Source organism: Kangiella japonica, assembly GCF_039523535.1.
Classification (GTDB): domain Bacteria; phylum Pseudomonadota; class Gammaproteobacteria; order Enterobacterales; family Kangiellaceae; genus Kangiella; species Kangiella japonica.
In genome coordinates this window covers 401,624-420,814 of the sequence record NZ_BAAAFM010000001.1, presented here as the reverse complement: position 1 = coordinate 420,814, position 19,191 = coordinate 401,624, and the positions used below count along the sequence as shown (strand labels likewise).

21 protein-coding genes are annotated in these 19,191 nt (G+C 43.4%); 17 read left to right on the top strand and 4 right to left on the bottom strand.

The features are described from left to right. Positions 1-50: 50 nt before the first annotated feature. Positions 51-1,919 (top strand): DUF885 domain-containing protein, encoded by a 1,869-nt coding sequence (locus tag ABD128_RS01980; protein ID WP_343985743.1) that lies wholly within the window; start codon positions 51-53, stop codon positions 1,917-1,919. Positions 1,920-2,039: 120 nt separating this feature from the next. After that, positions 2,040-2,678, top strand: a complete 639-nt coding sequence (locus ABD128_RS01975; protein WP_343985740.1) for a peroxiredoxin-like family protein — start codon at positions 2,040-2,042, stop codon at positions 2,676-2,678. 67 nt (positions 2,679-2,745) lie between these two features. Here the strand turns inward: ABD128_RS01975 and ygfZ are convergent, their stop codons facing one another. Further along, on the bottom strand, positions 2,746-3,666 hold the full coding sequence (gene ygfZ, locus ABD128_RS01970) for a CAF17-like 4Fe-4S cluster assembly/insertion protein YgfZ (RefSeq protein ID WP_343985737.1): 921 nt from the start codon (positions 3,664-3,666) through the stop codon (positions 2,746-2,748). 158 nt (positions 3,667-3,824) lie between these two features. Between ygfZ and ABD128_RS01965 the strand changes: the two genes are divergently transcribed. Beyond that, entirely contained in the window at positions 3,825-4,079 is a 255-nt protein-coding gene (locus tag ABD128_RS01965; protein WP_343985734.1) for an FAD assembly factor SdhE, read from the top strand. A 35-nt stretch (positions 4,080-4,114) separates the two neighbouring features. Beyond that, complete coding sequence (locus ABD128_RS01960; protein ID WP_343985732.1) at positions 4,115-4,546, top strand: protein YgfX; 432 nt, start codon at positions 4,115-4,117, stop codon at positions 4,544-4,546. A gap of 11 nt (positions 4,547-4,557) precedes the next feature. Here the strand turns inward: ABD128_RS01960 and nadB are convergent, their stop codons facing one another. After that, complete coding sequence (nadB, locus tag ABD128_RS01955) at positions 4,558-6,159, bottom strand: L-aspartate oxidase (RefSeq protein WP_343985729.1); 1,602 nt, start codon at positions 6,157-6,159, stop codon at positions 4,558-4,560. A 344-nt stretch (positions 6,160-6,503) separates the two neighbouring features. Here nadB and rpoE point away from each other — a divergent pair, with 344 nt between their 5' ends. From rpoE to ABD128_RS01890, 13 genes are all read left to right on the top strand, one after another. Then, positions 6,504-7,094, top strand: coding sequence for an RNA polymerase sigma factor RpoE (gene rpoE / locus ABD128_RS01950; protein ID WP_110201047.1), 591 nt, complete (start codon positions 6,504-6,506; stop codon positions 7,092-7,094). Positions 7,095-7,364: 270 nt separating this feature from the next. Next, positions 7,365-8,027, top strand: coding sequence for an RseA family anti-sigma factor (locus ABD128_RS01945; RefSeq protein WP_343985726.1), 663 nt, complete (start codon positions 7,365-7,367; stop codon positions 8,025-8,027). A 135-nt stretch (positions 8,028-8,162) separates the two neighbouring features. After that, entirely contained in the window at positions 8,163-8,639 is a 477-nt protein-coding gene (locus ABD128_RS01940) for a SoxR reducing system RseC family protein (RefSeq protein WP_343985723.1), read from the top strand. Positions 8,640-8,752: 113 nt separating this feature from the next. Beyond that, positions 8,753-10,045: a Do family serine endopeptidase gene (locus ABD128_RS01935; RefSeq protein WP_343985720.1), complete on the top strand. Its 1,293-nt coding sequence runs from the start codon at positions 8,753-8,755 to the stop codon at positions 10,043-10,045. 228 nt (positions 10,046-10,273) lie between these two features. Beyond that, positions 10,274-12,079, top strand: a complete 1,806-nt coding sequence (gene lepA, locus ABD128_RS01930; protein WP_343985717.1) for a translation elongation factor 4 — start codon at positions 10,274-10,276, stop codon at positions 12,077-12,079. Next, positions 12,079-12,981, top strand: a complete 903-nt coding sequence (lepB, locus tag ABD128_RS01925; RefSeq protein ID WP_343985714.1) for a signal peptidase I — start codon at positions 12,079-12,081, stop codon at positions 12,979-12,981. The genes lepA and lepB overlap by 1 nt, the downstream gene beginning before the upstream one ends. An 85-nt stretch (positions 12,982-13,066) precedes the next feature. Next, positions 13,067-13,444 (top strand): DUF4845 domain-containing protein, encoded by a 378-nt coding sequence (locus ABD128_RS01920; RefSeq protein ID WP_343985712.1) that lies wholly within the window; start codon positions 13,067-13,069, stop codon positions 13,442-13,444. Positions 13,445-13,468: 24 nt separating this feature from the next. After that, positions 13,469-14,164, top strand: a complete 696-nt coding sequence (gene rnc, locus ABD128_RS01915; protein WP_343985709.1) for a ribonuclease III — start codon at positions 13,469-13,471, stop codon at positions 14,162-14,164. A 10-nt stretch (positions 14,165-14,174) separates the two neighbouring features. Further along, a complete protein-coding gene (gene era / locus ABD128_RS01910; protein ID WP_343985706.1) occupies positions 14,175-15,095 on the top strand; it encodes a GTPase Era in 921 nt (306 codons plus the stop codon). Then, on the top strand, positions 15,092-15,811 hold the full coding sequence (recO, locus tag ABD128_RS01905) for a DNA repair protein RecO (RefSeq protein ID WP_343985703.1): 720 nt from the start codon (positions 15,092-15,094) through the stop codon (positions 15,809-15,811). The genes era and recO overlap by 4 nt, the downstream gene beginning before the upstream one ends. A gap of 42 nt (positions 15,812-15,853) precedes the next feature. Then, positions 15,854-16,603 (top strand): pyridoxine 5'-phosphate synthase, encoded by a 750-nt coding sequence (gene pdxJ / locus ABD128_RS01900; RefSeq protein ID WP_343985697.1) that lies wholly within the window; start codon positions 15,854-15,856, stop codon positions 16,601-16,603. Further along, a complete protein-coding gene (gene acpS, locus ABD128_RS01895) occupies positions 16,585-16,968 on the top strand; it encodes a holo-ACP synthase (protein ID WP_343985694.1) in 384 nt (127 codons plus the stop codon). Before pdxJ ends, acpS begins: the two co-directional genes overlap by 19 nt. Before the next feature lie 47 nt (positions 16,969-17,015). Then, the gene (locus ABD128_RS01890; protein WP_343985691.1) at positions 17,016-17,750 is read left to right on the top strand and encodes a hypothetical protein; all 735 of its coding nucleotides are present in this window, start codon (positions 17,016-17,018) and stop codon (positions 17,748-17,750) included. A gap of 28 nt (positions 17,751-17,778) precedes the next feature. Here the strand turns inward: ABD128_RS01890 and ABD128_RS01885 are convergent, their stop codons facing one another. Both ABD128_RS01885 and ABD128_RS01880 read right to left on the bottom strand, forming a co-directional pair. Beyond that, complete coding sequence (locus tag ABD128_RS01885) at positions 17,779-18,609, bottom strand: SDR family oxidoreductase (RefSeq protein WP_343985689.1); 831 nt, start codon at positions 18,607-18,609, stop codon at positions 17,779-17,781. Further along, positions 18,609-19,088, bottom strand: a complete 480-nt coding sequence (locus tag ABD128_RS01880; RefSeq protein ID WP_343985686.1) for a glutathione peroxidase — start codon at positions 19,086-19,088, stop codon at positions 18,609-18,611. Before ABD128_RS01880 ends, ABD128_RS01885 begins: the two co-directional genes overlap by 1 nt. Positions 19,089-19,191 lie beyond the last annotated feature (103 nt).

The following is a 19,191-nucleotide window of genomic DNA, read 5'->3' as shown; positions in this document are numbered from 1 at the left end:
AAATTTATCAATAAATATCAGTATTGGACGAATTTATAAGAGGAGTCCCTATGAAGTCTTTAAAGTTTCAATTGTCGGCTGTGGCTTTAGCTATTGCGCTAACGGCGTGTGGCGATGACGCATCAAAAGAAGGTACTAGCAACACTCAAAAAGAAGTAGAGGTTAAGTCTGAGCAAGTTACTAATTTAGAACAGACCGCTTCCGAAGAGCAGGCATTAAGCGAAGCGGAAAAAGCCAAAAAGATTTATCAGTCTTACTGGGAAGAAAACCTAAAAATGAACCCATTGAATGCAACTTTTATGGGTGATAATCGCTATAACGACAGATTGGGTGATTTTGGTAGTGAAAAAGGGCGCGCCGAAGCTTTAGCTTTTCATAAAAAATACCTCAACAAAATCAATCAAATCGATCAGTCAAAGATCGAAGGCCAGGCTCTTCTAAGTTATCAGATCTTTAAGAATGAGCGTCAGGCGGCGATTGAAGGTGAGAAATACCCTGACTATATGCAGCCAATCCAACAGTTTTATAATCCTTTTAACTTTTTCGCCATGCTTGGTTCGGGTAAAAGCGCCCAACCGTTTAACACCGTTGAAGATTACGAAAACTGGTTAAGCCGTTTAAATCAAGCTTATGACAGCGTTGACGTCATTATCAAAAATATGCGAACGGGTATGGAAAATGGTGTGGTACAACCTAAAGCTCTCATGGTGAAAGTGTTGCCACAGCTCAAAGCTCATATCGTTGATGATGTTGAGCAAAGCTTGTTCTATTCTCCGATCAAAAGCATGCCAGAAAGTTTTTCCCCTGAAGACAAGCAACGCCTAACCAAAGAGTACGTCAATACCATTAAAACCATGGTAGTGCCAATGTACAGTCGTATGCATGACTTTATTAAGGATGAATATCTTCCTGCAACGCGCGAGACTGCGGGTATGGTAGCTCTACCTAATGGCAAAGAGTGGTATGCGTTTAAAGTGAAGCAAACCACCAGCACTGACTTAACGCCTGATGAAATTCACCAAATTGGCCTCGATGAAGTGGCTCGTATCCATGGTGAAATGAAGGGCGTTATGGAACAAGTAGGCTTTGAGGGTTCTCTACAGGAATTCTTCGAGTTTACCAAAAACGACCCCCAGTTTATTTTCGATTCGAAAGAAGATATGTTGCAGGCTTACGAGGACTTGCGTGAAACTCTGGATAAAACCGCTCCAGACTTATTTAAGGTTATTCCAGAGGCGCAGTTTGAAATTCGTGCGGTCGAAGCTTTCCGTGAGCAATCTTCATCTTCCGCATCCTATCAGCGTCCAGCGCCAGATGGTTCGCGCCCTGGTATTTTCTATGTGAATACTTACGACTTAAGCGCACGTCCGACTTGGACTGTGGAGTCCTTATACTTGCACGAAGCGGTACCAGGGCATCACTTCCAGATTTCGACACAGCAAGAACTGAAAGATATCCCAGACTTCCGCCGATTCGGTGGTACCACAGCCTTTATTGAGGGTTGGGGGTTATATTCGGAGTCGCTTGGTAAAGAAATGGGTGTCTACACGGATCCATACCAGTATTACGGAGCCTTGAGTGCAGAGTTGTGGCGTGCGATCCGCTTGGTGGTCGACACAGGCTTACACGCAAAAGGTTGGACGCGTGAAGAAGTCTTAGAGTATATGGAGAAGAACTCAGCAGCGGCTGAAGCTCGCCGAGTCTCAGAAGCTGAGCGTTTTATGGCTATACCAAGCCAAGCTTTAGCGTATAAGATCGGACAGTTGAAAATCCGTGAACTACGAACTTTGGCTGAGACAGAACTTGGTGATGATTTCGATGTGAGAGAGTTCCATTATCAAGTACTAAAAGATGGCGCATTACCGCTGAATATATTAGAAGCTAAGATTAAACGCTGGGTTGACAGTCAGAAGTCATAGCTTTAGCAGGTAATAATACAAAAAAGCGGCTCCTGAGTCGCTTTTTTGTTTTTCAACTGTAACAATTCCTGTGCAGTTTTCTCTTATAAACACTATTGAACCATTAAAACTAAGGCAGTTATGAAACGAGTATTACAGATCATCCTATTTATTTTAACCGGAACCCTTTCAGTCGGTGCTTTGGCTTTAGATCGGACGCAGGTTGTGGATGACCCAAATAATGTGTCACCACTGTTGATTGGGCAAAGTGCACCTGAAATGATGCTTTTTACTAGTGAGGGTGCGCCTTTTAGTCTGCGTAAAAAATTAGCTCAAAAGCCGACCATACTACTCTTTTATCGAGGTGGTTGGTGTCCGTTTTGTAATGCACAGTTGAGTCAGATTCAAGAAGTTGAAGATGAGATCTCAGCGATGGGTTACCAATTATTGGCTATTAGCCCCGATACTCCAAGCGCATTACAAAAAACAAGTAAAGATAAGAATCTTGGCTATGAGTTAATATCTGATTATCAGTTGAAGGCCACGCGTCAGTTCGGTTTGGCGTTTCATATTTCTGATGAATACAACCAAAAAGTAAAATCGATTGGTGGCAAAACCGCACGTTTGGCAGGTGATGATAAAAGCACTTTACCAGTGCCTGCAGTTTTTATCTTGGATACTGATGGCGTGATTCAATTTCAGTATGTAAATCCAAACTATAAGGTCCGTATTAAACCTGAGTTATTGCTAACAGCGGCCAAATTGGCGCTTGAAGAATAATTGTTGGTCTGTATCACATAAAAAAGGCGCTTAAAAGCGCCTTTGTGGTCTTATCGCAACACCTATATTAATCGAGAATTTTAGCTGGTTGCTTGTCTTCACCAATAAATATTGGCAACTCTAGAGCTTGTTCTTTTAGGCTAATAAGACAATAGGTCTTGCCGTCGAATACAGCTGCACGTATTAATTCGCCAACGTTCTTGTCACCTTCGCTATATACTTTGCTGAGTTCCTCAAGAGTGACGACAGAGTCAATGTACGACAAGACTGCGTGTGTTTTCAGTTTACCGCGATAGTGCATTCGAGCCACGATTTCTTGCCCGGTATAGCACCCTTTGGTGAAGCTGACAGCACCAACCTGGTGTAAGCCAACGTTATGTGGCAAGTGGTGCTCTATGGCAGCTTTGCCAAACATAGGGATATGCGCCTGCAACTCGATATAATCCCAAGCATTCTTATCAGCGAGAGTAGTTCCAGCTAACATATTCACCAGCTCGCTAGCGCGCTCTTTACGACTAATCAAAATAGAGGCATTGAAGAGGCTGTTGAGATGGACATCATAGATACCATCTAAATTACTAACAGTCAGGACTTCTTGCTCTGTTGAGTGGTTGCCTGGAGCTTTTTGGGTATGCCCCCAAAGCTCATAATCCTTACTAGCATCGACTAGTTCGGATTGGTAGAACGCCGCATATTTAGACAAGGTTTCTAGCACATGCTGTAAATTGTCTTTTGGCAGAATCATTAAATAACTCTGCTCAAACTTCATTATGTAAAAAATGCTGTGTAAGCGTCCTTTGACGCTACAATAGCCACCGAGACTCGCCTGCTCTTCCGTGACTAAGTTCATATCGCAAGTTAGTTGACCTTGTAACAGTTTATGGCTGTCTTCACCTGAAATCTGAATCACGCCAAAGCCGCCAAGTTCACAGGCAATGTTTTGTAATTGTGGGATATGCTGAATAGCATCTTGATTAGTAAAGTTCATAACACCCTGATTATTTAAGGTCGTATGGTTAGTACGATATCTATGTGTTTCGAAGCCGATTTTACTGCAAACCAAATGATTTTGCAGTCCTATTTCCAAAACCATTGAGTATAAGGCTATAATTGTGCCAAAGAGAGTTCTGACAATAGAGTAATAACGTGACCGAACAACAATTTAAGAAGCTTCAGTGGGCAAGTAGGCGGGGCATGCTGGAGTTAGATGTGGTGTTATTGCCGTATCTTGAGCAACATTCTAAAGATTTTAGCGATAGTGATGTTCAACATTATCAGGAGTTCTTAGAAGAGACCGATCCTGATTTGTATGCATGGATTATGGGATTTGAAACTCCGAAGCCAGAATTCGCTGAGTTGGTGGCGTCGATTAAAGAATTTGTCGATAAGCAAATTAAATAACCACTAATCTAAAGTCCCTTGCCAGTGCCTCTTATATGAATTTACGCATAGTGCTTAAAACGCCTAAGGTTAGCCGTCAGGTCTTTATGATCTTGTGGTCTGCCTTTATTGTTTTGTTTGTGGTTGCGGGTTGGCTCCAAGAGCGTTGGATTATTGCGCTAACTGGTGTACCAGTAACTGTTTTATTGGGCCTGTGGCAGCTCAGGATGCTGAATCGTCTTTATAAGCATGTCACCGAGCTGGTGTTTTTTGAAGGCCAGTGGTTTATTGTCGAAAAAGACCTCAAGCTAGCAATTGAGGTTAAAAAAGATACGGTTGCTTGGCCTTTGTGGGTGACCTTAAAGTATCGTGAGCTCGATCCCTCAAGGCCCCAAAACATTCGGCAACTCATTCTATTTCGCGACTCGATGAAAGAATCTGAATTTCGGAACTTATCGCGAACTTTGAAGTTTTATAAGGCAGGTTAAGGGTTAAACTGTTAAGAGTCCGTTGGCGTTAACACCGAGTCAACGGCTTTATCGGCAAGTTGCGGGTAATCTAGCGTAGAGTGCAATCCACGACTTTCTTTTCGTTGCATCGCACATTTCACAATCAGCTCTGCCACTAACACTAAGTTCCTGAGTTCGATGAGGTCATTACTAACTTTGAAATTGGAGTAGTATTCATGGATCTCTTGCTGTAATAATTCAATACGTCTTAGAGCTCGCTGTAGGCGCTTATCGGTGCGAACAATGCCAACATAATCCCACATCAACTGGCGCAGTTCGTGCCAGTTGTGAGTCAACACTATCTCTTCGTCTGAATCGGTAACTTGGCTCTCGTCCCAAGGTGGTAACTTAGCAGGAATGTTCGTGTTATCCCATGAATCTTCGATGTCCTGAGCGGCCGACTGAGCATAAACTAAACACTCAAGCAGTGAATTGCTGGCCATACGGTTAGCGCCGTGTAAGCCAGTGAATGCAACCTCACCAACGGCGTACAAGCCCTCGATATCGGTGCGACTATTAGTATCTACGCGAACACCGCCACAGGTGTAATGGGCTGCAGGCACAACTGGAATTGGATCCATTGTGATATCAATCCCAAACTCCAAGCATCGCTTATGAATAGTTGGGAAATGGCTTTTGATAAATTCGGGCTCTTTATGAGCAATATCTAAATAGACGCACTCGAAGCCATACTTTTTGACTTCGTGGTCAATGGTTCGAGCGACAACGTCACGAGGGGCTAACTCTGCTCGCTCGTCATACTCCGGCATAAAACGTTCGCCGTTAGGCCGACGTAAGATGGCACCTTCACCGCGCAGTGCTTCTGTAATGAGAAAGCTTCGAGCTTGGGGGTGGTAAAGGCAAGTAGGGTGAAATTGGTTAAACTCTAAATTTGCCACACTACAGCCAGCGCGCCATGCCATCGCTATGCCGTCGCCACTAGCGACATCCGGATTGGAAGTATAAAGATAGACTTTACTGGCGCCACCTGTGGCTAGAACCACAAATCTAGCTTGAATAGTTTCGACGCGATCTTCTTTAAGGTTTAAAACGTAAGCGCCATGACAGCGTTTATCTGGTAAACCGAGTTTATCACCAGTGATTAAATCCACCGCGATATAATTTTCCAGAATATTTATGTTTGGCTCTGCTTGAACAGCGGCGACAAGGGTTGTCGACACGGCTTTACCAGTTGCGTCGTCAGAATGGATAATGCGACGCTTACTATGACCACCTTCGCGGGTTAGGTGATAATGCTCATCCTCTTTACTAAAAGCGACGCCACGCTCGATTAACCACTCGATAGCTTCGCGCGAGTGCTCGACCGTGAAGCGAACCGCGTCTTCATGGCATAAGCCGGCGCCCGCGATTAGAGTGTCTTCGACGTGCGAATCAATAGAATCGCTTTCATCAAGTACCGCAGCGATGCCACCTTGGGCGTAGAAGGTAGAGCCTTCGGTAACTTCAGCTTTGCTGAGCACGGTAACTTTGCCTTTGTGGGCTAAGCGTAGTGCCACTGAAAGTCCTGCTGCGCCGCTACCAATGACCAAAACATCAGTGGAATGTATGAGATCTTGATGAGTCTTAGACATGAAAATTTATACCGTGATGGAACTTTTCTTATGTTAACTGGGTCTTTCTTTTCTACGAGCGGGTGGAAAGGAAAGTGTTTTCCAAGCAAAATATATCTGGACGATAAGCTTTCATAAAAACACAGGTACTGATACTTTATACACTCAGTGGTGTTTTTACGAAGGTTTAACCGCACCTAATCTAATGCGGACTTTACCACAGTCGCTTATTATCAGTTAGTTTTTTCTAGCGAATAAGTGGCTGTAAAAAGCATTGAAAAACTATAAATAGATCTTATTTGCCCTGCAAATACAACAATAACGGGAATACTCGATGAGAAGTGGACAGCTAAGTAGAGGACACCATGTCTGAGGCTGATGTTGATTCAGAGCTAGTAAAGCGAGTCCAAAAAGGCGACAAGAAAGCTTTCGATATGCTGGTGGTGAAATACCAGCAACGGATTATGAACCTAATTTCACGATTTGTGCGAGACAAAGACGAAGTTATGGACATATCGCAGGAAGCTTTTATTAAGGCCTACCGCGCTTTGCCAAACTTTCGTGGTGATAGCGCGTTTTACACTTGGCTTTACCGAATAGCGATAAATACGGCGAAAAACTTTTTAGTCTCGCAGGGGCGTAGACCGCCAGGCAGCGATATTGATTCTAGCGATGCCGAGCAGTATGACGGTGGTGATGCTCTGCGCGATACTGGAAGCCCTGAGCGCTTAATGTTTCGCGATGAAATCAAAGAAATGATTTTTAAAACCATCGATGAGTTACCTGAAGATTTACGCACAGCTATACTGTTGCGAGAGATTGAGGGATTGAGTTATGAGGAAATTGCCGACTCGATGGACTGCCCTGTGGGCACTGTCAGGTCGCGCATTTTCAGAGCTCGTGATGCCATCGATCAAAAAATTGCGCCATTATTGGAGCAGGGGTGGCGATCCTAAGATTCGCTGAGAACACAGTTACATGTATAAGGTTGGCTGAAAATTCGCTGAACAGACAAACTTTTTTACAAAAAGTGTGAACTTTTTACAGCAACCCCAGTCAATTGGTATAAGAAGGTTAAAGCAAGTTTGCATAAGTAATGCCTAAAAGTATTACATTCTATGGTTTGCGTGGCTTTGGTTTCCCTTAATATTTGGGCTAGATTTATGAGAAAGCCCAAATATAGTTGATAGGTGCTAAAGCATGATAAAGGTAAAAGGTAATTGGTAATGAGCGATACAAAGCGTTTGGATAAAGAGATTTTGTCTGCCTGGGTGGATGGTCGCGTTGGAAGCGATGACCAACAAGAAAGCCTAGAGCAGGGTAGCGAGTCGATGGCTGTTTGGTCGCGTTATCAATTAATCGGCCAAGTCATGCGCAACGAAGTCAAGCCTGTCGAGATGGATATTTCCTCAAAAGTCAGTTCAGCCATAGCTTCTGAAGAGATCTACAGTAAAGACACAGACGAGCAATCATCGACCAGCAATGTGATTCCATTCCCGAACCGAATTTGGAAGCAAGCAGGCGGTTTCGCTATCGCAGCGTCGGTTGCTATTGTTGCTTTATTTAGCGTCTCTAATACGCAACCAGGCGTAAACCAATCGTCTCAGCAGTTGGCGGCGGCTAGCAATACAACGATTCAAGCGACTGATGGTGCTCTTGAAGTGATTGCTTCGAATGTCGATCGTCAGGAGCTACAAACAATGCACGATATGTTTTTAAAGCATGAAGCGTTAACTCGCCAAATCACCGGTATGAGTAGTTTGCCTACTGTTCGTGTGGTGAGTAATCAAAAAGTCATCCCAGTTCAAGTTCCGATGCGTGTGGAAGAAGAATTAAAAACCTCACAACAAGATGAACAGGGTAAAGTGGATAACAATAGCAATAAGTAATCACCGTCGTTGAAGTAGCTTGCGAATTGAATTTGCCCTCTGAGCGTAGGTAAATCTTCAGTGATACGTTAGAATAGCCCATCGAATGATGGGTTTTTTTATGGCCTAAATCCTACAATAAGGTTTTTAACTACGATGTTTACAGAGACTGGGCAAGTTATAGCAGCGGAAGACGGTACGGTTTGGGTTCAAACTCAATCGAAAACCGGCTGCTCGAGCTGTAAGGTCAGCTCAACCTGCGGCAGTGGCATCGTGAACAAGGCTTTCTCCCACAAAGTTTATGTTACACCTTTAAAAAATACCCTGAATGCCCATATTAATGATGAGGTAGAAGTGGGTATTCCTGAAGATTTAGTGCTGAAAGCATCTTTGGTTGTGTATTTACTACCTTTGTTTTGTCTAATGTTGGCGCTACTATTATCTTCTTTAGCCCTACCTAACCTTTCTGAGTTAGGCTCCATTTTAACTGCCTTCGTAGGCTTACTCGTTGGTTTTGCTGGAGTTAGCTGGTTTTCTCGTCGCAAAGCACAGCAACACAAAATGGAACCTATTTTGTTGAAAATTGTAAAGAGACCTATTGAAGTGACACAAGTCGTAACATCACCTGACTAAATGCGGGCGAAGCTACGGGAACTGTCTCAGTAAGATATTCTCTAACAAGGTATCTACTTTCAATAAGTTATAAAACTTATGGTTAAAACAAAATTTTGCGGAGAAGGCATAACATGTTGAAACGTTTCTTATCAATAACTCTAGTGACGTGGCTGGTGGTATTATCGGGCTGCGCAGAAGCAAATTCATTCCCTGATTTTACTAAGTTGGTTGAAAAGGTTCAGCCAAGCGTAGTAAGCATAAAAGTCGAAGTTAAGCGCTGGGGGCGAGTCGTCGGCCGTGGCGGTGGTTCTGGCTTTATTGTTGATGATAAAGGTTACATTCTGACAAACCACCATGTCATCGACGGCGCAGAAACGCCTATTGTAAAGCTCTATAACGGACGTGAATTTAAAGCTGAGGTAGTTGGTAGTGACGCTAATACTGACGTAGCATTGTTGAAAATTGATTCAGGCGATTTAGAGCTCGAAGCGCTTGAAGTAGGCACTACCAAAGACTTAAAAGTGGGGCAGTGGGTGTTGGCTTTTGGAGCGCCATTTAATTTAGAGCATACGGTGACGGCTGGTATCGTAAGCGCCAAGGGGCGTGGCGAAGTAGGATCGCAATATGTGCCTTTCATCCAAACTGACGTGGCCATTAACCGCGGAAACTCCGGCGGCCCTTTGATTAATCTAGACGGCGAAGTCGTGGGGATTAACTCGATGATTTTTAACCCGATGATTAGTAGCGGCTTATCTTTTTCTATTCCAATCGATCTCGCGGATAACGTCCGTCAGCAGTTATTAAAAGATGGCAAGGTCAATCGTGGTTTCTTAGGTGTTACGTTTGGCCCGATTGATCAGGATAAAGCAGATGCCTTTGGCTTGGATAGCGTTGGCGGTGCTTTAGTTACCCGAGTAATGCCGAATATGGCTGCCGATAAAGCAGGTATCAAGGTTGGCGATGTAGTGATTGAGGTGGATGGTAAGCCAGTGCGTAAAGCGCAAGACCTACCGTTTTACATTGGTCAAATGCCCGCTGGTGAAGAGGTGGAACTTACCATCGTTCGTAATGGCGATGAAGAAACTATTGAAGTGACTTTAAGCGACGCCAATGGTCAGTTTACGGTAGCCTCGAATACCGGTAAGCAAGAGCTTGGAATAGCGGTTTCAGCACTGACTCCAGATTTAAAAGAAGCGACGGGGATCGAGCAAGGTGTCATTATTCGAGATGTTGAGCGTGATAGCCCTGCGGCAAGAGCGGGTCTACGTCAGGGCGATATTATTCAGAAACTACATCGCACGGCAATTAGAAGCCCAGAAGACTTCCAAAAAGCGGTTACTTCTCTCCCTAAAGAAGGCAAGGTTGCGGTATTGATTGTGCGCCAAGGCGTCGGTAGCGACTTCCTTGTTATAGAACTGAAGTAAGTTGTTACTCATTTAGACGTTAGCAAGGCCAGCTTAAGTCCAACTTAACTGGCCTTTTCTATGAATTTAGCTAAAATAGGCCGCTTACTTTTAAATTAAATTCAAAACAGTCACTTATCAATTAACACTTAATCGTGATTTTGCAGAAGAAATAATAATAAACTCTTCAAATTCAAATGGTTAGGCGCTTAAGCGTTAATAAAACAAGAAGGTTTTAGCGGAACATATATGGCATATACCGATTATATTCGTAACTTTTCTATCATTGCTCATATCGATCATGGCAAGTCAACTTTGTCAGATCGTTTAATTCAGCAATGTGGAGGCCTTACTGAGCGTGAAATGGCCGAGCAGGTTTTGGATTCGATGGATCTAGAGCGTGAGCGTGGTATTACCATTAAAGCTCAGAGTGTGACGCTGAACTATGAAGCTAAAGATGGCCATACTTACCAGCTGAACTTTATTGACACCCCTGGTCACGTTGACTTCTCGTATGAAGTTTCGCGCTCTTTGGCGGCGTGTGAAGGTGCTTTGTTAGTGGTTGATGCCGCCCAAGGAGTTGAAGCTCAGACACTGGCTAACTGCTATACCGCTATCGAACAAGATTTAGAAGTTGTTCCGGTGTTGAATAAAATTGATTTACCAGCGGCCGATCCTTTGCGAGTAATGCAGGAAATCGAGGACATTGTTGGGATAGAAGCATTGGATGCGGTTCAGTGTAGTGCTAAAACCGGTGTTGGTATCGATGAACTTTTAGAGGCAATTGTGCGTGATATCCCGCCAGCTTCTGGTGACCCTGATGCGCCGCTCCAAGCTTTGATTGTTGATTCGTGGTTTGATAACTATTTAGGTGTTGTCTCGCTGGTTCGTGTTATGCAAGGAACCATTAGAAAGGGCGATAAAATGCAAATTATGACCACGGGTAAATCACACCTAGTGGATCATGTGGGCATTTTTACCCCTAAGCGCTATGACACTGACGTTTTGCGAGCTGGCGAAGTGGGTTTCGTCATTGCCGGTATTAAGGATATTCAGGGCGCACCCGTAGGTGATACCATCACATTAGCAAAAGATCCGTCTAAAGACCCTTTACCAGGTTTCCAAAAAGTGACGCCTCAGGTCTATGCTGGACTTTTCCCGGTGAGTTCGGATGACTATGAATCTTTCCGTGATGCCTTATCTAAACTAAGTTTAAACGATGCCTCTTTATTCTTCGAGCCAGAAAACTCGACGGCATTGGGCTTTGGTTTCCGTTGTGGCTTCTTAGGGATGCTCCACATGGAGATTATCCAAGAGCGTCTAGAGCGTGAATACAATCTTGACCTGATTACCACTGCGCCAACAGTAATTTATGAAGTCGTAACCACTGATGATGAAGTGATTTACGTGGATAACCCTTCAAAATTACCGCCAGTTTCTAACATTGCAGAAATTCGTGAGCCAATCTGTGAAGCAAATATTCTTGTGCCACAGGAGCATTTAGGCTCAGTGATCACGTTGTGTGTAGAAAAGCGTGGCGTCCAAACTAAGATGCAATATGCGGGGACGCAGGTCGCTTTGACGTATGAAATGCCGATGAACGAAGTGGTGCTCGATTTCTTCGATAGACTAAAATCGGTTAGCCGTGGTTATGCCTCTTTAGATTACAACTTTAAGCGTTACCAGCAGGATGAACTCGTTCGTTTAGATATTTTGATTAACGGTGACCGAGTCGACGCATTGGCCTTAATTGTCCATAAAGAACAAGCGACATATCGTGGTAGAGAGCTGGTTGAAGCGATGAAAGAGATCATTCCTCGCCAGATGTTCGAAGTGGCGATACAAGCGGCGATTGGCAACCATGTTATAGCGCGCTCAACGGTTAAAGCGTTACGTAAAAACGTACTGGCCAAGTGTTATGGTGGTGACGTGTCGCGAAAACGTAAGCTGTTAGAAAAACAAAAAGCGGGTAAGAAGCGCATGAAGCAAGTGGGTAAAGTTGAAATTCCACAGGAAGCGTTCCTTGCTGTATTAAACGTAGGTAAGGACAAGTAATGCCAACAATTTATTACGATTTTGGGTTTTATTTAGGGCTTGCTGCGCTAATTACTGGCGTGGTGACTTTGCTCGATAAGTTTTGGTGGCAGAAAAAACGCATAGAAGCCGGTGGTGTCGAATATGATGAAAAGGGACGCGAGAAATATCCTGCGTTTATTGATGTTTGTCGCTCCTTCTTTCCTATTATCTTTGCCGTCTTGGTATTACGCTCTTTTCTTTTTGAGCCGTATAGAATTCCCTCGGGCAGTATGAATCCAGGTCTTTATGACGGTGACTTTATTCTGGTCAATAAATTTGCTTATGGTGTTCGTCTGCCTGCTTTCAATACTAAGATTATTGATGTAGCGGATCCTCAGCGTGGCGACGTTGTGGTGTTTCACCCACCCCATGAACCACAGCAAGCCTATATCAAACGCCTAGTTGGTGTTCCTGGAGATCGTCTGGAGTGGGATCGTGGAACTTTAACCATCATTCCACAATGTCAAAATGGTGATGATATTGGTGGTGGAAGCTGTGAGCCGATGACGATTAAGTCCGAGTTTGTGTCGGATGAGGTCGAAGACTTGGTGCCTAGAGGTGAGCTCTTTAATACATATAAAGAAACCATCAATGATAACCAGCATCCGCTAATTTATTTAGACAACTCTGTACAAAGAGTTGGCGGCAACAGCCTTAATGCTCGTTGGACAGAAGTAGTACCCGCGGGAAAATACTTTGTGATGGGTGATAATCGTGATGGTAGTGCAGACTCTCGTGAATGGGGCTTTGTGCACGAAGAAGGTATAATTGGTAAAGCGGCTTATAAGTGGATTTTCTTAACTTTTACTGATGAGCCAGTTTTATTTGGCAAACATCTACCAAAAGGTATATCCTTTAGTAGAGCGGGAGCAATAAAATAATCCTAAGTTCTTGATTAAGAATACAAGTTTACGTTTAAGGAGAGCGGGGTCTATGACTACTCAAAGTAATTTAAGTAATAAAAGAATGAGCCGAACATATCTCAACAAGCAATACCAAGGTGGCATGACTGCTGCCGGCTGGTTGATTATCATGGCAATAGTTCTCTTTTTTATGTATTTAGCTATTAAGTTAGTCCCTGCTTACATGGAATATTTTAGTATCAAAAGTTCGCTAAAGTCAGTGGCTGAAGAAAGTGATTCAAGCACCAGTAAATCTGATTTAAAGCGCTATATCTCAGGTCGTTTTAGCGTTAACAGTATTGATATCGTTGAGACTGATGATGTAGAAATTAAAGATGTTACTGGTGGTAAAGCGTTGTACATTGAGTACGAAAACCGCATAGCATTATTTGGCAATATTAGTGCTTTATTAGAATTCAAGCACGAAGAACCCCTTAATTAATCTACCCATATCTAAAAGGCCAAGATGAGTCATCAGCAACAGCAAATCGAACGGTTTTGTCGCCATCTTGGCTATGAGTTTTCAGACCAAAAGTTAATCCAAAGAGCTCTAACTCACCGCAGCGCTTCTAATCGCCACAATGAAAGGTTAGAATTTCTAGGCGATGCGGTTCTTGGCATGGTTATCGCAAAAGCACTTTTTGAACAATTTCCTAAGGTAAATGAAGGCCAGCTCACCCGAATGCGCTCCAGTCTAGTAAAAGGAAAAACACTAGCTGTTATCGCTAAAGAAATTGACCTGGGTGATTATATTCGCCTTGGAGAAGGTGAGCTAAAAAGCGGCGGCTTTAGGCGTGCTTCTATTCTTGCTGATGGTTTCGAAGCGGTAATCGGAGCGGTCTATTTAGATTCAGGCTTTGAAACAACAAGCCGGTTAATTCTGAAGCTCTATGGTGAACGCTTGACCCAGCTTAATCCTGAAGAGGTTAAAAAAGATGCTAAGACTAGGCTTCAAGAGTTATTACAATCTCGTGGCTTCCCCTTGCCTATATACGATCTTATAACGGTAACGGGCGAGGCTCATAAGCAAACCTTTGAAGTGGCTTGCGTCATCGCTGAACAAAAGATAAAAACCCAAGGAACTGGCAGTAGTCGCCGCAACGCTGAGCAATTAGCGGCCGAAAAAGCATTCACTGAATTACAAAAGGCTTTAGTGTCTTAAGTTGATAAACATGACAGAACATTCTAAACAGCAAGATTCTTTTCGTTGTGGTTACGTTGCGGTATTAGGCCGACCAAACGTGGGTAAATCCACCTTGATGAATCATATCCTTGGGCAAAAGGTCAGTATCACATCACGGAAGCCTCAAACCACGCGGCATCGTGTGTTAGGGATTTATACTGATGATGAAGCGCAGATCTTGTTTGTCGATACTCCAGGAATCCACCGCAAAGAAGCTCGAAGCATTAACCGCTATATGAACCGAGCAGCATCAAGTTCAATGGTTGATGTGGACGTGTTGGTATTTGTGATTGATAGTCTGCAATGGACCGATGATGATGAGATGGTCTTAGAGAAACTCAAACAAGCTAAAGGGAAGAAAGTTTTATTCGTCAACAAAGTAGATAAAGTTGAAGACAAGGAAGAGTTACTCCCCCACATTGCAAAAATCACGGAAGCTTGTCATTTCGATGCAGTCTTCCCGGGCTCTGCGTTAAAAGGCCAGAATCTTGATGAGCTCACTAAAAACTTGAAGCAATGGTTACCTGAAGGCGATTTGTTTTATCCTGAGGATTATATCACCGATCGCAGTGAACGATTCATGGCGGCAGAGCTTATCCGTGAAAAATTAATGCGTTCCCTTGGTGAAGAAATACCATACTCATCGACGGTCGAAATTGAACAGTTTAAGTTTAAAGACAATGGTGTACTTCATATTAATGGTTTGATATTAGTCGAACGTTCTGGTCAAAAAGCTATTATTATCGGCAAGCAAGGCCAGCGCCTAAAACAGATTGGGCGTGATGCTCGTCTTGAGATGGAAGAGCTGTTCGATGCTAAAGTCTTCTTAGAACTTTGGGTTAAAGTTAAAGACGGCTGGGCTGATGATGAGCGTGCGCTAAAATCTTTAGGCTACGACGATCATCGATGAACAATGTTGAGCTAACACAGTCATTTGTATTACATGCGCGTCCTTTCAAAGAAACTAGCCTCATTTTAGAGTTATTTACCTTAGACCACGGGCGATGCAATGTATTAGCTCGTGGTGTTCGTGGTAACAAGAAAAACCATAAAAGAGCTTTATTACAGCCGTTTCAGCCCCTTGTCGTAAGTTGGGTTGGACGCAGTGACTTAAAAACCTTAAAAGATTTCGAAGCGAGCTCGCAAAGTTATCCGTTATTAGGGATTCCAAGCCTGTCAGGTTTATATATGAATGAGCTGATGCTTAAACTACTAATTCAATGGGACCCCCACCCAGATATTTATCACAGTTATCAATCCGCTTTATTGCGCCTCAGCCAACAAGAAACCCCGTCAATTGTGCTGCGTGAGTTTGAACTCGCTTTAATTGAGGAGCTGGGTTACGGCATAGACTGGCAGTGCGATATCCAAGGGGAAATGATAGAACCTGAACTTGATTACGGTTTTATACCCCAGAAGGGTTTTGTTCTGCTGCCTCAAGCGCCAAAAGGCTCTCTAAAAACACAAGGCAAGCACATTATTGCTATCGCTGAGCATGATTGGCAGCAAACCGGTAGCTTGGCCTTAGCTCGCAAGGTGTGTCGAACTTTGATCGATCCTTTGGTAGGCTATAAGGAGCTGAATAGCCGTAAGCTTTTACAACAAACACTTGCTATTCAATCATAGGTTGCATAACCTTTAATTAATTGATTCTGTACGGAAATTTTTATGAAAAACCCCATACTTTTAGGTGTAAACATCGATCACGTTGCTACAGTGAGAAATGCTCGCGGTACCGACTATCCAGATCCGGTGCAAGCGGCATTTATCGCCGAGCAAAATGGTGCTGACGGAATTACGGTACACCTAAGAGAAGACCGTCGCCACATTACAGATCGTGATGTTGAGATTCTCGCTAGAACGATCCAAACACGCATGAATTTAGAAATGGCTGTAACCGATGAAATGTTATCGATTGCCGAAAAGACCAAGCCAGCCTATGTCTGTTTAGTGCCAGAGAAGCGTGAAGAGTTAACCACCGAAGGTGGGCTAGACGTTAAAGGTCAAGAAAGTAAAATTAAAGAAGCCTGTCTGCGTATGGCGGATGCCGGAATTCAAGTCTCGCTTTTTATCGACACAGATGAAGAGCAGATTGATGCAGCAGCCCGAACTTGCGCACCTTTAATTGAGCTACACACTGGGCATTATGCTGATGCAAAAAATGATCATGAGCGTGAAGTCGAGTTAGTAAAAATCCAACGAGCCGTTTCTCATGCTGTTGGACAGGGTATTCAAGTCAATGCTGGGCATGGATTGCAGTATCATAACGTACAACCTATCGCTGCTATCAAAGAAATTGTAGAGCTTAATATAGGGCACGCGATTATAGGGCGAGCGGTATTTAGTGGTCTTGATCAAGCGGTCTCTGAAATGAAAAAGTTAATGGTTGAAGCGCGTCAATGGCCATATTTGGTGTAGGCACCGACATCGTAAAGCTGGAGCGCGTTGAGCGCTCCTACCAACGTCATGGCGATAAGTTTGCTGAGCGAATTTTGTCGGCTGATGAGTTGGAAGCCTACGTAACCAAAAAAAACAAACCCACTTATCTTGCCAAACGGTTTGCGGCAAAAGAAGCCATCAGTAAAGCGCTAGGAACAGGCATGCGCGAAGGCATTGATTTCAAGCAACTTTCCATTGTCAGTAACCAGCTTGGCAAGCCAGAAGTGGTCTTGCAGGGCAAGGCCGAAGAGTGGGCGCAAAATAATAAAATAACTAGAGTCCACTTAAGCATTAGTGACGAACGAGATGCTGCTGTGGCTTTTGCAATAGCCGAAACAGAATAAGCTGGAATATTAATACAAAGTCAACACAAGGATTCGACACAGTTTTTATGTCACAAGATTATTTATCACAGGACTATTTATCAATAATTGGCCGTTCGGCCGACAGCTCAGAGGTACAACGATTTTTTCAAAGATTTAACGCGAGTTGGAACGATGTTATTTCCTATGAAGGACAAGGCGTTACCGAAGCGAGCTTAGAGCTCTTTGACTCGGTGATTGAGTTGGAGTTTATTAAGAAGCTATCGCCTAAATCATCGGTGACCAACCAAGCTGACGACTTTATAGTAAGTAACCTCTCATTAGTTAATCACTCTACAGAAGTTAATGAAAAAATTGGGAACGTAGAAGGTACTCTTCGGCTAAGTGACACTATTTATAAAGCGATAGAGGTTTTTGGTAAGGACTATCAATACTTAAAACAAAAAGGTAGCTACTGTTGGCGTAAAGACGATGTTTTGATAGAAGTTGGTCAAGATCGCGCTAGTGATAAAATTAGCCATATCACCTTGACCGCTGATTCCCTCGATGTTCGTTCGATAAAAGAAGTGACTGAAAGTTTATCAAGCAGTGCTTTGCCGAAAAGGGAGGACGAAAACCTGGGTGCCGAGCTCCCTGATTTACCCTACGTAGATGAGCCTGTAACTCTAGGTTATGAGAATGATGTAGTCGTAGAGCGAGCTTCAGGAAGTCGTTTTGGCGTTGTTGTTCTTATTGCTGCAGTAATTGCTGCATTACTTTTTTACGATGAAATAGCTCAGTTTTTCATGCAGCTTTTTAAGTGATACTTTTAATCAGTGTACTAATTGCCAATTAATCTAAAAAAAGGTCTTTCTTTATTTTTCCCTCATAATCAGGGTTGTATGCATATTGTGTAAAGTCAGAAACTTTAGCGGCTTTTAAGACCTCTTCATCAATCAACCACAAGCCGGTGTAATTATTACTCGGGTGGGTCAGAATAACTTTAGCCGCATCCGCCATAATCTCAGGTTTGCGCGCGTAGTTAAGGGTTTCTTTATTACCTACCGCAAACTCGATGGCCGCTGTCGCAATATATGTTTTAGGCCATAGAGTGTTTACTGCAACGCCGTATTGTTTAAACTCAGCCGCCATACCTTTACTCAATATACTCATGCCGTACTTAGACAAAGTATAAGGACTATAATCTTTTAACCATTCTTCCTTCAGGTTTACAGGTGGCGATAGGTTTAGAATGTGTGGGTTTTCCGACTTCTTTAGATAGGGCAGGGCATAGTGCCCGAAACAGTAAACTGCGCGTGAGTTGACCTGTTGCATAAGATCATAACGCTTTGGCGAAGTATCTTCGACAGTGGTTAGGCTAATGGCGCCAGCGTTGTTTACGACAGCATCAATGCGGCCAAACTTTTCACCAATTTGGTCACACAGCTTTTTAATTTGCAACTCCTTGCGCACGTCTAGCGCCACTGCAATCGCTTTACCGCCAGCCTTCTCGACTTCTTCAGCTACTGTATGAATCGTACCTGGAAGTTTTGGGTGTGGTTTATCAGATTTAGCGGCGATAACGATGGTGGCGCCTTCTTCGGCGAATCTCAGCGCCATAGCACGACCAATGCCACGACTGGCGCCAGTAATGATAATAACTTTATCTTTTAAACTAGGCATTAAAGCAGTTTCCTTATGTCTTCTTTTAGATTCTCAGGTTTGGTTATTGAGCCATAGCGCTCGATGACTTTGCCGTCTTTATCGACTAAGAACTTTGTGAAATTCCACTTGATTTTCTGTGAACCTAATAGGCCTGTCGCTTCTTTTTTTAAATGTTGGTAGAGCGGGTGAGCCTTATCACCATTAACGTCAACTTTTTGGAACAGTGGAAAAGATATATTGAAATTCAAGTCACAGAAATTCTTGATTTCGTCATCTGAGCCGGACTCCTGCTTGCCAAACTGGTTACAGGGGAAGGCTAGGACTTCTAATCCTTGACCAGAAAACTCTTGATACAGCTTCTCAAGCCCTTCGTATTGTGGGGTGAAACCACAGGCGCTGGCTGTATTAACAATCAGTAACACTTTTCCTTGATAGTCTTTGAGTGAAACTTCTTGGCCGTTATTTAAAACCGCCGAATAATCGTATATGGTAGGCATGATTTTTCCTCGACAAAACCTTTTAGCTACTCTAGCCCCTTGGTATGGAGACTGTCAATCTTGAGTCGATGACAAGTTAAGAGGGTATTAACAAGCAGAATTA

Coding starts and splice junctions, on each gene's coding strand:
- ABD128_RS01980 (WP_343985743.1), top strand. CDS start 51: ATGAAGTCTTTAAAGTTTCAATTGTCGGCTGTGGCTTTAGCTATTGCG.
- ABD128_RS01975 (WP_343985740.1), top strand. CDS start 2,040: ATGAAACGAGTATTACAGATCATCCTATTTATTTTAACCGGAACCCTT.
- ygfZ (WP_343985737.1), bottom strand. CDS start 3,666: ATGAACTTTACTAATCAAGATGCTATTCAGCATATCCCACAATTACAA.
- ABD128_RS01960 (WP_343985732.1), top strand. CDS start 4,115: ATGAATTTACGCATAGTGCTTAAAACGCCTAAGGTTAGCCGTCAGGTC.
- nadB (WP_343985729.1), bottom strand. CDS start 6,159: ATGTCTAAGACTCATCAAGATCTCATACATTCCACTGATGTTTTGGTC.
- rpoE (WP_110201047.1), top strand. CDS start 6,504: ATGTCTGAGGCTGATGTTGATTCAGAGCTAGTAAAGCGAGTCCAAAAA.
- ABD128_RS01945 (WP_343985726.1), top strand. CDS start 7,365: ATGAGCGATACAAAGCGTTTGGATAAAGAGATTTTGTCTGCCTGGGTG.
- ABD128_RS01940 (WP_343985723.1), top strand. CDS start 8,163: ATGTTTACAGAGACTGGGCAAGTTATAGCAGCGGAAGACGGTACGGTT.
- ABD128_RS01935 (WP_343985720.1), top strand. CDS start 8,753: ATGTTGAAACGTTTCTTATCAATAACTCTAGTGACGTGGCTGGTGGTA.
- lepA (WP_343985717.1), top strand. CDS start 10,274: ATGGCATATACCGATTATATTCGTAACTTTTCTATCATTGCTCATATC.
- lepB (WP_343985714.1), top strand. CDS start 12,079: ATGCCAACAATTTATTACGATTTTGGGTTTTATTTAGGGCTTGCTGCG.
- ABD128_RS01920 (WP_343985712.1), top strand. CDS start 13,067: ATGAGCCGAACATATCTCAACAAGCAATACCAAGGTGGCATGACTGCT.
- rnc (WP_343985709.1), top strand. CDS start 13,469: ATGAGTCATCAGCAACAGCAAATCGAACGGTTTTGTCGCCATCTTGGC.
- era (WP_343985706.1), top strand. CDS start 14,175: ATGACAGAACATTCTAAACAGCAAGATTCTTTTCGTTGTGGTTACGTT.
- recO (WP_343985703.1), top strand. CDS start 15,092: ATGAACAATGTTGAGCTAACACAGTCATTTGTATTACATGCGCGTCCT.
- pdxJ (WP_343985697.1), top strand. CDS start 15,854: ATGAAAAACCCCATACTTTTAGGTGTAAACATCGATCACGTTGCTACA.
- acpS (WP_343985694.1), top strand. CDS start 16,585: ATGGCCATATTTGGTGTAGGCACCGACATCGTAAAGCTGGAGCGCGTT.
- ABD128_RS01890 (WP_343985691.1), top strand. CDS start 17,016: ATGTCACAAGATTATTTATCACAGGACTATTTATCAATAATTGGCCGT.
- ABD128_RS01885 (WP_343985689.1), bottom strand. CDS start 18,609: ATGCCTAGTTTAAAAGATAAAGTTATTATCATTACTGGCGCCAGTCGT.
- ABD128_RS01880 (WP_343985686.1), bottom strand. CDS start 19,088: ATGCCTACCATATACGATTATTCGGCGGTTTTAAATAACGGCCAAGAA.